Here is a 14061-nt window from a genome sequence, read left to right as displayed (position 1 = left end):
GTTGCTATTTAATTTATTAAAAAAAATACAACGATGCAAAAAAGAAAATTAGGCAATAGCGGGTTGGAAGTTTCTGCTCTCGGTTTAGGGTGCATGGGCATGAGCTTTGGTTATACGCCCCTTCCGGATAGAGACGAAATGATTAACCTAATCCGCCAATCGGTTGAAAAAGGCGTTACCTTCTTTGATACCGCGGAAGTATATGGACCTTTCACCAATGAAGAACTGGTTGGGGAAGCCCTGAAACCGTTTAAAGGACAAGTAGCTATTGCGACTAAGTTCGGCTGGAAAGCGGCGGCTGATGGGAAGTGGTCGGAGTTAGACAGTCGCCCGGAAAACATCAAACGGGTTGCAGAGGCGAGTTTAAAGCGGTTAAAGACCGATGTTATTGATTTGTTCTACCAACACCGGGTAGACTTAGATGTGCCCATTGAAGAGGTGGCCGGGGCGGTAAAAGATTTAATTCAGGAGGGGAAAGTAAAGCACTTTGGACTTTCCGAAGCCGGTGCCGAAACCATCCGACGGGCGCATCTGGTGCAACCAGTAGCAGCCCTGCAAAGCGAATACTCTTTGTGGCACCGAAAACCCGAAGAAGAAATTATTCCCACCCTCGAAGAACTGGGCATTGGCTTTGTTCCTTTTAGCCCTTTGGGTAAAGGTTTTCTGACCGGAAAAATTGATAAAAACACCCAATTTGATAAAGGTGATTTCCGAAACACCCTGCCCCGCTTTCAGGAAGAAAACCGAAAAGCCAATCAGGCCATGGTAGAACTGCTGCATACCATAGCCACCCAGAAAAACGCCACCCCCGCCCAGATAGCTTTAGCTTGGCTTTTAGCCCAAAAACCCTGGATTGTTCCTATTCCGGGTACCACCAAACGCCACCGCCTGGAAGAAAACCTGGGAGCCGTGAATGTGGAACTTACGGATAATGACTTACGCCAGATTAATGAAGCTGCTGCACATATTCATATCCAGGGAAACCGGTACACAGAAGCGGGCGAAAATATGACGGGGCGTTAAATATTGGTAAAAAGAGGAAATTAATTAACAATTTAAAAAAATGGAAATTACAAGAATTGGAATGCAGCCATCGGCCAAAGGCCCCCAAGATTGGTTTACCGGAGCCGTAAGAATTGACCCGCTATTTAGTGCCAACGAAGCCAGGAGGGGAGCCGCCGCCAGCGTTACATTTGAGCCGGGTGCCAGAACCGCCTGGCATACCCATCCCTTAGGTCAAACATTAATTATTACTGCCGGTTGTGGTTGGGTACAAAAAGAGGGTGGCCCCGTAGAAGAAGTTCATCCCGGCGATGTAGTTTGGTTTGAACCGAACGAAAAGCATTGGCACGGTGCTACCGCAACTACCGGCATGACGCATATTGCTATCCAGGAAAACTTAAATGGGAAAGTTGTAGACTGGCTGGAGCAGGTTTCTGAGGCAGAATATCGTAAGTAATTTTGGGTATATAATAACAGTAAGGTTTGGTAACTGGAAGGGAAATTCTAGTTATTCTGGTGGCTTAATTTAGCAGAAGGATTAAAAATGACAGTTTAAAATATTTGCTATTAACCTGCCCGGATAATTAAAATATCTAAGGCCCAGTTTGGAGTTATGAAACCTGTTAGAACTCTGCCCTTGCCCTGTGTTTTCACCGGCAAGCAATCAGGCGGATACAAAGAGATTGGCGGTAATTACACCACCAATGGTGGCTGGAAGTAATTTTGATGAAAAATCTAAACAAGTTCAGGAGGTAAAAGGTTAACACCCGTAAGCCATAATCATCCTTTTTAAAATATAATCCGACTATATAAAACTGTAATAAATGGAACTAAAAGAGATAAAAGCATTCGGCACGGAGGCCGCTGAAGCACCTTTAAACCAAATAAATATTAACCGCCGGAAACCAACGCCGCATGATGTGGAAATAGAAATTTTGTTCTGCGGCGTTTGTCACTCCGATTTACATACGGCCCGCAGCGAATGGGGGCCGTCTATGTACCCGTGCGTACCCGGCCACGAAATAGTGGGCAAGGTGGTAAGTGTAGGTGGCCACGTAAGTAAATTTAAAGTAGGCGATATGGTGGGCGTGGGTTGTATGGTCGATTCTTGTCAGGAGTGCCAGTATTGTACCGAGGATTTAGAACAATATTGCGAAAACGGCATGACCGGTACCTATAATGCACCGGACAAGAACCTGCCCGGTAACCCGACTTTTGGCGGCTATTCCGAAAGCATTGTGGTACACGAAAACTTTGTCTTGCGCATACCTGATAACCTGGACCCTGCGGCAGCTGCACCTTTGTTGTGCGCCGGCATTACTACGTATTCGCCGTTACGCCACTGGAAAGTAGGACCCGGCCAGAAAGTAGGTATTGTGGGAATTGGCGGACTGGGCCACATGGGCCTGAAACTGGCCAAAGCCATGGGTGCCCAGGTTGTAGCCTTTACCACCTCCGAATCTAAATTTGAAGAAGCCAAACGCTTAGGCGCCGATGAAGTAGTTTTATCAAAAGACCCGGCGCAAATGGCGGCTTATCGCGGCAAACTGCACTTTATCCTGGATTGCGTTTCGGCGGAGCACGATATTAATGCTTATTTAAGTTTGCTGCGGGTAGATGGTTCGCTGGCCTTGGTGGGGGCACCGGAACAGCCGCTGCCGGTAGCCGCTTTCAGCCTGATTCCGGGACGTAAAAGCTTTGCCGGTTCCATGATTGGCGGTATTGCCGAAACCCAGGAAATGCTGGACTTCTGTGCCGAGAAAAATATTCCGGCCGATATTGAAATGATAGACATCCAGTATATTAATGATGCGTACGAACGCTTGCTGAAAGGCGACGTGAAATATCGGTTTGTGATTGATATGGCTTCTTTGAAAAAGTAATATTGCTTGTTTTGGAGATGATAGTTTAAGCATATTTTAAACTAAATAAAAAAAATAACGATGGCGCGGCATGATGTCTGCGCCATAGTTATTTTATATTATTAGGGTTTTTACTTAGCAGGCGGTTTATTACCACGGAATTTCGCCGGTTTCCGGATTGGTTTCTTCGCTGAAAAACTTGCCGGTGGGGCCGCTTTCGTCGATTATGGCATATTTTACAATGCGCTTGCCGGCTTCTGCCACGTCGCCGCCCTGGTGGTTGGTAAAGTCGGTTTTGGTGTAACCGGGGCAAACGGCATTTACTTTGAAGGCTGTATCGCGTAGCTCATAAGCCAATTGCACGGTATACATATTCAGGGCGGCTTTAGACGAAGCGTAAACGGCATATTTGGCGTACGCATAAGCCGGCCAGTTAGGGTTGCTTTGCAGCGAGAGCGAGCCCACGCTGGTACTTACGTTTACAATGCGGGGTGCCCCTGATTTTTGCAATAAAGGCATAAAGGCTTGCGTAGCGCTTATTACGCCGTAAAAATTAACCGCCATTACTTCTTTAAAATTTTCCAAACTGCTTTCCAGGGCACTTTGCGGGAGCTCGCCGCTAATACCCGCATTGTTTATCAAAATATCTAAATGGCCTCTTTCTGCTTCGATAAATTGGCTGGCCGCCAGCAGGGTTTCGGGTTGGGTAACATCCAGGGCAATTGCCTGCATATTAGTTAAACCGCTGTTGGTTAAATTTTTTACAATCGCCTTTCCTTTTTCTAATTCGCGGCTTCCTACATAAACAAATATTCCTTGTTGCGCGAGTTGTTTGGCGGTTTCTAAGCCAATGCCTTTGTTGGCGCCGGTAATTAATGCTGCTTTCATTTTTTTAATATTTTAAATTACAGCAGCAAAATTGACTGGTTAAAAAATAATTTGATTTACCATTTGGTAAAAAGCAATTTAGCGAATATTTTTCCGGATGCGGCTTAACGATTGTTGGGTAACGCCTAAGTAAGACGCAATGTAAGTTAAAGGCACCCGGTTAGAAAGGGTAGGGTAATTGGCCATAAATTCTAAATAACGCGTGGTGGCATCCTGCGAAATAACCGGGCCTTTCCGCGATTTCAGATACAGGCATTTCTGCACCATCTTGTTTTTAATCGCGTCCCAACCCACGATGGTATGGGAAAGTTCGTCCCAATCGGGTCTCGAAAACACCATTAACGTACAGTTGGTACTGGCCTGTATATATTCCGAAGAAGCCGTATTGGCCTCAAAATTAACATAATCTACTACCAGGCTGTTTTCTGAAATAAAGCACCTGGTAATTTCTTCGCCCTGGTTGTTGTAATAACAACCGCGCATTACGCCTTCTACCACAAAACCCACCTGGTTCGGAATTTTACCAGCTTCCGAAAAATATTGGTCTTTTTGCAGGTATATTTCGGTTACCTTTTTCTCGATGAGGGCTATTTGTTGCGGGTTCAGGCTACCAAACTCTAAAATATAGGCTATTAAATCTTTCACGGGCCCAAAGTTAGCAAATGGCCGGAAGGGTTATTTACCATTTGGTAAAAAGTGTTTTTGGGTTTAGCTGAAAGGTTGATTTTTATGGTAGTTTAGGAATTATTTAGTACGCCAAACAGCGGTTGGCTTTTCAGAAAGTACTAAGAGTGCTGCGCTAACTCTACGCACAAGGGTAATACATCAACCTAGCATTTTATTACTAACTGACATTCTTTAATCAGTTTCTTCTTGTTCTACTTGCTTAATTAATTCATTTTTTATGGTTTCTATAAAATACAATGAGTTTTGGTACAATTTGTAAATTTCATCTGCTGTTTTGTCTATTACAACTTCAGCAAAATTTTGATGAACCATTTTGTTTCTTTCACGCCCAATCTCTAGAAATGATTTAATCGCTTTATCAAGATTTTCATCCTGTTTGACTTTTTGGGACATTCGAGCTTTGAAGTCGTCGCCAAACAAGCCAAAAAAGGTGTTCGCATTTGCTGATTCCCAACTGAAATATGTATGATATTGTCGACTAACTGCCTTTTGCTTGATAATAGAGATTACCAAGTCATTATTGCCAGTATGTGATTTTGCAAACTCAATAACTGTATCAGATATTTCCTTCTCAAAAAAACTAGCTGAGGAAAGCAATATTGTTTTTCTAAAGCTGTTTTCAGCCTCATTGTAAAAGGTAAGCTGTTGTTGACTTCTCAAGTAATCAACTAGCGAATTACCACTCTCGTATTGCTGGTCAATTATCGTTTGAATACCCTCTGCCATTAACTTAAAATTTGTTTTGCTAATCTTAGTCTCTCTTCGACATTTGCTTTTCCAGCAGTATTATATTGTGTCGATTTAATAAAGTCAATGTTATTTTTTAAATTGTCTATTTTTTCTATTGTGGTTTTCTTTATGTTTAGATTACTATTTTTTGCGGCATCTTGACATAAAGCAACAAAAATCGACTCGAAAACTGTAATGCTAAATTTACCTGAACTCGAAATAAATGCTTTAGGATTGATAGAAACAATATAGTTGCAAAATGTTTCAAATAGTTGTTGGAAATAGGGTAGTGAATTTGGATTAAACGTCTTTGATTTTTTTGAAAACTGGTTTAGGAATCTTGTCATAGAAGGCTTGTAACTATCAGAATCTAATAACATAGCAAACCCTCTTAAGAGAATTTCTACATCCTTCATATGTATATCAGGCTGAATTTGGTCTAATAGAACTCTCCAGTTTCTATACATGTTAATCTTGTATAGATTATTATAAAACTTAGAGTGATATAAACTTGTCCTTATTTCTTGAGGTTTGAGAACTACTCCTCCAGAATTTAATCTGTTGAAAATTTCAAACATAGCAGAATCGTCATCAGTAGGAAAATTTTGTTTTATCATTATATTCCTAACTGTGCGCATATCAAAACTGCTTTTGAATTCGCCTAAAGTTGCGTAGTTCAAACCGTGTATCTTATTTTTTTCGGTCTGTCCTCCCTCGTTAAGTTTCAATTTGAAGTCGTCAAAAAACTCATCACTATGTAGTATTTCATCTGGAAACTTCCCATTTTCATCAAATATTTGTCTTAGCTCGAATCTTTTTTCCTTTTTGGGAAATCTCATTTTAATAAAAAAATATAAGGTCAGTAATCTTTGCTGACCATCAATCACCAAATAACTATTTCTACCCTCTTCGTAAAGAAAAACTTGAGGAATAGGCAATCCAATTATTATTGACTCAATAAGTTTAGAAGCTCTTTTGATGTCCCAAACATAATTTCTTTGGAATCCGGGAATTTTAAACAGGCCAGACTCAATAAAGTCCATTATTGTTTTGGTATTAAAGTCATTTGGTGTAGAAGTGACGTCGTATTCTCTAAATGAATAACCTATATCATCCTCGCTGTCATCTTGATACCAAGTCTGTTCTATCATATCTTTTATTTCTTGCTCCATATTTTCGTTATATTTCAATTTTTTTAATTATGATATGCTTATAGATAACTGATTTATAAAAGCAACTTTAGCGCCTATACCGCTAAAATAAGAAATAGACACTATTATGTATATCTATTTTATTATTATATTATTATTTCGAAAATAGGTTGAAATAAATCAGTGCCAGTAAAAAAACAAAAAAGGACTGCCAAGTGTAAACCTAACAATCCTTCTAAATAATATCTGCTTAAATTCGTAAAACCAGCCTTTACAAATTTATCCCACCCGCCACTTCAATCCGTTGACCGTTAATCCAGCGGGCGTCTTCGGTGCATAAAAAGGCGACTACGCCGCCAATATCTTCGGGCAAACCAACACGGCCCAAGGCAGTCAGGCTGGAAAGGTGGTCGTTTATATCTTTATTGTCGCGGACGCGGCCGCCGCCAAAATCGGTGGCAATGGGGCCGGGCGCTACTACGTTGGCACCAATGCCGCGCGAACCTAATTCTCGGGCCAGGTAGCGGGTAAGTCCTTCCACGGCACTTTTGGTAGCACCGTACGCCGAAGAACCCGGGTTAGAAAAGCGCGCCAAACCGGAAGAAATATTAATAATGCGGCCACCCTCATTTATAAACGGCAACGCTTTTTGGGTTAAGAAAAACACGCCTTTGTAATGAATATTAATCATCTCATCAAACTGCTCTTCGGTGGTATCGGCAAAGGCTGCGTACAGGGCGGTGCCGCCGTTGTTAATCAGGAAATCGAAATTGGGGCTGCCGGTTTGTTCGGTTAAATACGCAGTTACCTGGCTAAAGAAATTAGGGAAAGATTTGGTGTCGGCCACGTTTAATTGGAAAGCAGCGGCTTGTTGCCCCAAGTCTTTTATTTCGGCTACTACTTTTTCGGCTTCCTGTTGGTTGCTGTGGTAGGTAAGCACTACATTAATGCCTTTTTGGGCCAGGCGCAGGGCCATGTCTTTGCCCAGTCCGCGGCTCCCGCCGGTTACCAGGGCTATTTTACTTTTTGTAGTCATCGTCTTAAATATTTATACTACAAAATTACGGCAGGAGGTTAGGCAGGTGGTTACGCCGTTCAATCTTATATTTGCAAAAATCAAATATTTGGTATTAAGCCCGGAAATTTACCGGCGACAAACCGGCCTGTTTTTTAAAGAAATTAGAAAAATGCGCCACTTCTTCAAAACCCAGGGCGTAAGCAATCTCCGATACGTTCCAGTCGGTTTGCTTCAGCAATATTTTGGCTTCCTGCGCCAGGCGGCCACTAATAAAATCGGTGGTGGTTTTGCCGGTATTTTCTTTTAATACTTTGTTCAGGTGGTTTACGTGGATGGCTAATCTGTCGGCGTAATCTTTAGCGGTGCGCAGTTCCAGGCGCTGACCAGGGGAGGTTACGGGAAATTGCCTCTCCAGCAACTCTACAAATAAACCGGCTACGCGCGTAGTGGCATTTTGGGCAGTATGCGTGGCAATATCGGGTTGCAGTTTCTGCCCGAAATGAATCAGCTCCAGCACGTAATTGCGCAGTAAATCGTATTTATACACGTAATCAGAAGCTATTTCCCGGAACATTTTTTCGTAAATAGTTTCCAGTTCTTTTACCTGGTTCGCTTCTAATTGGAAAACGGGGTAGCCACCGGCTTTAAAAATCGGGAGTTCGTCTAATAAAATGCCGGTAAGCGAAGCATTTAAAAATTCACTTGTAAAAATGCAGAAATACCCGGATTGCTGCTCGTCTTGGGGTATATAATTGTACGGCACCTTGGGCGAGGCAAATAACAAGCCGTGCTGCTTAATCTGGATTATTTTATCGGCGTACTCGGCGCGGTTGTGCCCGTTTATTAAGCTTATTTTATAATACGTACGCCGGTTGTAGGGCATTACTTTCGTTTCTTTTACCTTCTGCCGCATACTCGCAATACTAAATACATTAAAATGCCCGATTTCTTTATTAATGCGGCCCGGCAAAATGGTTTCGAGTTGCGTTTCGTTTACAAAACCCATTTCGCGGTAAAAATCCTGCAAAGAAGCTACGCCAGTCATACTACAGTTAGTTGCGATATTCAAATATAAGCAATTTTAATAGGTATTAATATTTATACTAACACCTTATAGAAGCTTTTTATTTTTTGAATACAAAGTAATTTGCCAATTAGAATATTTCGGAAGGACTTATTTGGATGGATTATCTAAAATCTCAAGATTTTCTAAGTGAATATTTAGTAAAAATTTCTAAGTCAAAAATTTAATGCTGGCTTAAAAACCGTAAGAGTCTTTTTTGTTTTGGTTATTAATGTCCTTGATTTGGTTACAATTGGTAACGCCTTAACAGACGACCTTTGCTTTACTGATTTACGAATCTTTAAACTTATGGAAAATCAAATCAAGTCATCAACAAACAATCCGCCGGTTGCCCTGGTAACCGGCGCAAACCAAGGGGTAGGTTATCAGATTGCCAAAGCACTAGCCGAAAAAGGCTATACCGTATATGTTGGGTCGCGTAATCTGAACAACGGCGAAAAGGCCGCAATGGAAATTGGGGCCAATGCACAGGCCATACAACTGGATGTTACCCAGCAACCCACCATAGATGCCGCAGTAGCGCACATTAAAAAAGAACAAGGCCATTTAGACTTGCTCGTAAACAATGCCGCTATTGCCCACGCGGGCAAACCCGGACGCACTTTAGAAGATGCAACCGCCGCCGGCCGGGCTACGACTGCCTCCCTGGATGAGGTCCGGACCGTTTGGGAAACCAACGTATTTGGGGTTATAGCCATTACGCAAGCCATGTTGCCTTTGCTGCGGAAATCATCGGCCGCGCGTATTGTTAATGTTTCCAGTGGCTTGGGTTCCCTCACCTGGGTTTCAGACCCGGCTTGTTGGGCCAGGGAGCATTTTGGCGTGGTGTATGCGGCCTCTAAAACGGCCCTTAATGCAGTTACTATGGCTTTTGCCATCGAGCTCGAAAAAGAAAACATCAAGGTCAACGCAACCAGTCCTGGTTTTACGGCCACCGCGCTGAATAATTTCCAGGGCACCGATTCGGTTGAGGTAGGTTCGCGCGAACCGATCCGGGTAGCCCTGGAAACCGACGGCCCGACGTCGTCTTTTACCGGTCCGGATGGCCCTCTTCCTTGGTAATAGCTTAATTCTAATTTTAATTTATGACCGGCAGCTGACCAGTTGCCGGTCATCCTTATTATCTTTCAACATGAAAAGTGACATGCCAAAAGTTCCCAATTTAGAATCTATACCGGAAATACACCGGTTGCTGGGTTTGCCGGGGCCGGTTCATCCCTTAATTACTTTGCTGGATGGTACCCGAGAGCAAATTGACATGAGCCGACTGCCGGTCAGTTACGTCTCACATTTTTATAAAATATCTTTTATTACTAAACTGGGTGGCAAGTTCCGATACGGACAGGGCTATTATGATTTTGACGAAGGCAGCCTTTTATTTACAGCCCCTAACCAGCTTATAGGCAGCACAGATAAATATAAGGATAGTGCAGGTTATTCGCTGATTCTCCATCCTGATTTTTTGCAAGGGTATCCGTTGGCTAAAAAAATTAAAAGTTTCGGATTCTTTTCTTATGGGAGCAACGAGGCACTGCACCTCTCGGAGCCCGAAAGAGCCACCATGCTGGCAATCTATAACATTATTCAGCAAGAATTAAACAGCCGGATTGATGACTTTAGCCAGGAGGTAATTATCTCCCAACTCGAATTATTGTTGAGTTATGCCAAGCGCTTTTACAAGCGCCAGTTTTTAACCCGGCAGGCGGTTACCAGCGATTTGCTGCAACAACTAGAAGAGCTGCTGAATATTTATTTTGAGGAAGACCAGCCATTGAGCCAGGGCGTGCCTACTGTGCAATATTTGGCAGATAGATTAAATTACACACCTAATTATTTAAGCGATATGCTGCGGTCGCTCACCGGCTTAAACGCGCAACAGCATATCCATCAAAGGCTTATTGAAAAATCGAAAGAATTACTCTCCACCACCAACCTGACCATCAGCGAAGTGGCTTATCAGTTAGGCTTTGAGCATCCGCAATCTTTCAGCAGGTTATTTAAAATAAAAACCCAGCTATCGCCGGTGCAATTTAAATCAGCTTTTAATTAGAGCTAAATAGACTATGTTTTAGCAGAAGTACTTTAAGACCTCATTAAACTTATGAACTATGGTATAAATAGATAAAGCGTAAATTTAAATAGGAGGGATGCTCATGCTCTAAGACATAGGAAAATTTGCTAACGGATTAATTATTATCGACAAAATATCATCGAAAGAACTGAATGCTATTACTATAGAGGAATTGCGTTTCAAACAAACTAATCAATTAACATGGTAATCTTTTTATTTTGCAGTTTTAAGTTGAAGCTTCTTTAATAATCTATTAAGAATAATTTTGATTAAAGCTTTTGATGAGATGCCAAACCTACAATTTTATGCGAATAAGCGTCGCTAATTCAGGAGTTTACCGTTTTAGCTCATAACGTTATTTATGTAAAGTCTCTCATATTAATTCCAGAATTCAACATAAAAACAGGTTTTTGATAGGGTGGATAATCACTTAGGTACTTTTATATTCCAATTGATAAAGTATTGTTTGTATATCCTCCTGTTTAATTACTTTATGGATTAAACCTCTAACTAATTCATACTCTTGGGACTTAGCTGTATCAGAAATATCCAATGAGGAAGTAAGTATATAAATGTGGCACCGACCTAATAATTGCTGTTTGTAAGGCGCAAGTTCATCTAAAAATTCCCAACCGCTCATACCCGGCATGTTCAAGTCCAAAAATATAACCCAGGGTATAGTGGTTGGCATTTCCTCTAAAATAGCACTTAAAGCTTCTTCAGCCGACAAAAATGATGAAACAAACCCTGGAAAACCTGCTTGTATTAAACTGTGTCTGGTCAAGAAAATACTCATGTCATCATCATCTATAAAATAGGTCTTCATACTTCAAATTTTAACTACTTCACAAATATCTCAACTTTAAAAATCAATAAAATCGAATGCTGTTTTAAGATGCAGGTATTAAATTAGAGAAATTTTCTATTTATCCAATTTAATACCGGTATCTTAAAACAGCTAAACTTACATCAACTAAATAGCAGTTAATTATTTTTAAACTTAATCTTAAATTCAGTTCCGTTATTTATTTCACTGGAAATTGAAATCTCTCCTCCCAGGGTTTGCACTTGGGTTTTCACCATAAATAATCCCATTCCTTTTCCTTCAATATGCAAATGAAAGCGTTTGTACAGGCCAAATACCTGGTCCTTTTTTTTAGCTAAATCTATACCTAATCCATTGTCTTTAAAGCTGATTATTAGTTCATCTTCCACTATCTCACTTTTAATTTGGATGTTAAGTGGCAAATCGGGACGTCGATATTTAATGCTGTTGGAAATTAGATTATAAAATATGCTATGCAGATAACTTTTAAGGGTAAAAAATTCAGGAGCGGCTTTAAAGTCGGTGTTAATTTGTACGCCTTCTTTTTGTATCAGGCCCTCGATACTTGCTTCAATATTAAAAACCAATTGGGCCAGATTTACAACTTCTTTCTTTTCAGCGATGTCTTTTTTTACCTGAAGGATGCTGTTAAGGTCCTTAATTACATTATCAAGCCGTTGCGCATTCAAGTGCAAACCTTCTAAGCATTTTTTCTTAAGCTCAGGCGGGCTGTCATCCTGGTTCAGTATATTGGCCAGGCCTGTAATAGTTGCTACCGGGGCCCGTAGGTTATGCGAAACAATGTAGGAGAATTGTTCCAGTTCTTTGTTAGCCGAAACCAATTCTTTGGTATAGTTTTGAAGGCTTTCGTTTAGCTGGAGCAATTTAATATTCGATAATTTACGTTCCGTTACATCTTTAAAATAAACAGATAAGCCATTTACAGAGGGATAAATATTAAACTCCAGCCATTTATGGTTAGATTCAGAATAGATTTCGAAATTTTGAACTGTATTATCAGCCAGGACTTTGTGGTAAAGAAAGTAAGGGGGGAATCTACGGCAGCGGGAAATATGTCCCACAGGCTTTTATTTATAATTTTAGACCTGGGACAGTTTAGCAATCTTTCGGCCTCTTTGTTCCAATAAGTTACAATCCAGTTAGAATCTAAGGCATAAAAAGCATCTCCAATACTTTCCAGAATATTGGCCTTTTCTTCAAAAGCTTTTAAAACCGCTAACTCGGCTTTTTTAGTTTTATCTATATCTTGCAAACTTCCGAATATCCGGATACATTTACCTGCTTTAAATTCGGCTTTACCAATATCCCGCACCCATTTTTTATTTCCTTTAGCGGTTATAATCTCTAGTTCTATATCGTAGGGCATATTATTTAGAACTGCTTCTTGGAGAGCCAAAGTCATCATTTCCCGGTAAGCACCTTCCTGGAGAAAGGCTAGCTTTATATCTAAACTGGGAATAAACGCTTCATCTACCTCGTATATTTCCCGCATCACCGGCGACCAGTAATGGAAATCTGCGGTTAAATCTGCCTCGTAACTACCAATCCGAGCCAGTTGCGTAGCTTCTTTTAAAAGTTCGGCTAATTTCTTTTGCTCCGATATATCCGAAACCATAGCTAAAGAGCCTTTAAAAATGCCCTCTTCATCAAAAATAGGATTAGCCGAGATTTTGGCCCATATTATGCTGCCGCTTTTAGAAACGAATTTAGCATCTGTATAATCGGGCTTTCCCGCTTTTAAATTTTTCAGCCCTGTAGCTGCCTTTTGCCAGCCTTCTTCATCTATAAAAGAAAAAATTTCTTTCCCCAGCATTTCCTCTTCTGAATATTCGAAGATATCAACCATCTTTCGGTTCACAAAGGTAGTTAAGCCATTTTCGTCTAATAACCATATTCCTTCCTGCGCCGTTTCTACAATCTGGCGATATTGCTTTTCGCTTCTTTCTATTTTTTTGCTCGCCTGTATTTGCTCGGTAATATCTACCCCTACACACTGAATTTCAGATGGAATGCCCTGGGCGTTTGTTAAGCAGATAAAATCCCAAATAGTATTTCTTACGCCACCATTTTTTAGGGGCTTATCTATTTCCACCTGAAATACGCGGTTCGGGTTATCTAAACACTTTTTACTTATGTCTATTATGCGTTGGTGGTGGTACTCTTTCGTGGAACTCAGCGGTTTCTTACCAAGAATTATGTTATCCGGGTATAACCAACTAAAATCTTGGGTATACTTGTCGTTACAATAAGTGTACTCGCCTTGTAAATTAGTTCTGAATAAATAATTAGTCTGGGATTGAACAATACCTCGGTGGCGGGCTTCGCTTACGAGTAATTGCTCTGAAGCTACTTTCCTTTCGGTTATATCCTGAAAAGTTCCTCTAAAAAATAATGGTTTTTGCTTATCGTCTTTTACGACAGAGCCCCTTACGTGTACCCACTTTAGTGTGCCGTTGGGTGTAATAATCCGGTGCTCCACATCCAGGTCTGCTTTGTCGACAAAAGAAGTGGTATATTTATTTTTAACCATCTCTTCATCTTCCGGATGTATAGCGGCCTTAATCGCATCCCCAGTGAGCGGAAAAGTGTTCTTATCCCATTCAAATATTTTATATACCTCATCTGTCCAAAAAATTTCCTTATCTTTAATATTGTAATCCCAATAACCAAGGTGGGCAATACTCTGGGCAATTAAAAGTTTGTCACGCGTATCTTTCAGCTT

Annotated in this window: 14 protein-coding genes; 5 read left to right on the top strand and 9 right to left on the bottom strand. The window is 41.0% G+C overall.

All coding sequences use genetic code 11. The annotated features are described in order from the left end of the window. Window positions 1-33 precede the first annotated feature (33 nt). The 3 genes from ACO1R6_RS10915 (at window position 34) to ACO1R6_RS10905 (ending at window position 2885) form a co-directional block, all read left to right on the top strand. Entirely contained in the window at window positions 34-1023 is a 990-nt protein-coding gene (locus ACO1R6_RS10915) for an aldo/keto reductase (RefSeq protein WP_486264679.1), read from the top strand. A 40-nt stretch (window positions 1024-1063) separates the two neighbouring features. Beyond that, complete coding sequence (locus ACO1R6_RS10910; RefSeq protein WP_486264677.1) at window positions 1064-1459, top strand: (R)-mandelonitrile lyase; 396 nt, start codon at window positions 1064-1066, stop codon at window positions 1457-1459. A gap of 367 nt (window positions 1460-1826) precedes the next feature. After that, entirely contained in the window at window positions 1827-2885 is a 1059-nt protein-coding gene (locus ACO1R6_RS10905; RefSeq protein WP_486264676.1) for an NAD(P)-dependent alcohol dehydrogenase, read from the top strand. A 129-nt stretch (window positions 2886-3014) separates the two neighbouring features. On the opposite strand, the gene ACO1R6_RS10900 is transcribed toward ACO1R6_RS10905, so the two are convergent. The 6 genes from ACO1R6_RS10900 to ACO1R6_RS10875 form a co-directional block, all read right to left on the bottom strand. Further along, the gene (locus ACO1R6_RS10900) at window positions 3015-3752 is read right to left on the bottom strand and encodes an SDR family oxidoreductase (protein WP_486264674.1); all 738 of its coding nucleotides are present in this window, start codon (window positions 3750-3752) and stop codon (window positions 3015-3017) included. A 78-nt stretch (window positions 3753-3830) separates the two neighbouring features. After that, complete coding sequence (locus ACO1R6_RS10895; RefSeq protein WP_486264673.1) at window positions 3831-4397, bottom strand: Crp/Fnr family transcriptional regulator; 567 nt, start codon at window positions 4395-4397, stop codon at window positions 3831-3833. A gap of 213 nt (window positions 4398-4610) precedes the next feature. Then, entirely contained in the window at window positions 4611-5165 is a 555-nt protein-coding gene (locus tag ACO1R6_RS10890; protein ID WP_486264672.1) for a HEPN domain-containing protein, read from the bottom strand. Continuing rightward, window positions 5165-6358, bottom strand: a complete 1194-nt coding sequence (locus ACO1R6_RS10885; RefSeq protein ID WP_486264670.1) for a GmrSD restriction endonuclease domain-containing protein — start codon at window positions 6356-6358, stop codon at window positions 5165-5167. The genes ACO1R6_RS10890 and ACO1R6_RS10885 overlap by 1 nt, the downstream gene beginning before the upstream one ends. A 232-nt stretch (window positions 6359-6590) precedes the next feature. Further along, entirely contained in the window at window positions 6591-7355 is a 765-nt protein-coding gene (locus ACO1R6_RS10880) for an SDR family NAD(P)-dependent oxidoreductase (RefSeq protein WP_486264669.1), read from the bottom strand. A 94-nt stretch (window positions 7356-7449) separates the two neighbouring features. Continuing rightward, entirely contained in the window at window positions 7450-8406 is a 957-nt protein-coding gene (locus tag ACO1R6_RS10875) for a helix-turn-helix domain-containing protein (protein ID WP_486264668.1), read from the bottom strand. Window positions 8407-8709: 303 nt separating this feature from the next. Between ACO1R6_RS10875 and ACO1R6_RS10870 the strand changes: the two genes are divergently transcribed. Together ACO1R6_RS10870 and ACO1R6_RS10865 are read left to right on the top strand one after the other, a co-directional pair. After that, the gene (locus ACO1R6_RS10870; RefSeq protein WP_486264667.1) at window positions 8710-9483 is read left to right on the top strand and encodes an SDR family NAD(P)-dependent oxidoreductase; all 774 of its coding nucleotides are present in this window, start codon (window positions 8710-8712) and stop codon (window positions 9481-9483) included. A 70-nt stretch (window positions 9484-9553) separates the two neighbouring features. Next, complete coding sequence (locus ACO1R6_RS10865; protein WP_486264665.1) at window positions 9554-10471, top strand: helix-turn-helix domain-containing protein; 918 nt, start codon at window positions 9554-9556, stop codon at window positions 10469-10471. Between the two features lie 451 nt (window positions 10472-10922). Here ACO1R6_RS10865 and ACO1R6_RS10860 read toward each other — a convergent pair whose 3' ends face one another. The 3 genes from ACO1R6_RS10860 to ACO1R6_RS10850 all read right to left on the bottom strand — a co-directional run. After that, entirely contained in the window at window positions 10923-11318 is a 396-nt protein-coding gene (locus ACO1R6_RS10860; protein WP_486264664.1) for a response regulator, read from the bottom strand. 158 nt (window positions 11319-11476) lie between these two features. Then, window positions 11477-12202 carry a sensor histidine kinase gene (locus ACO1R6_RS10855; protein ID WP_486264662.1) on the bottom strand — a complete coding sequence of 242 codons (726 nt, stop codon included), beginning with the start codon at window positions 12200-12202 and terminating at the stop codon, window positions 11477-11479. 56 nt (window positions 12203-12258) lie between these two features. After that, window positions 12259-14061 (bottom strand): PAS domain-containing protein (locus tag ACO1R6_RS10850; protein ID WP_486264660.1); only part of this gene is annotated, 1803 nt, incomplete at its 5' end.

Source organism: Adhaeribacter sp. (genome assembly GCF_057359045.1).
The sequence above is the reverse complement of the archived record's forward strand: the minus strand, read 5'-3'. Positions and strand labels throughout refer to the sequence as shown.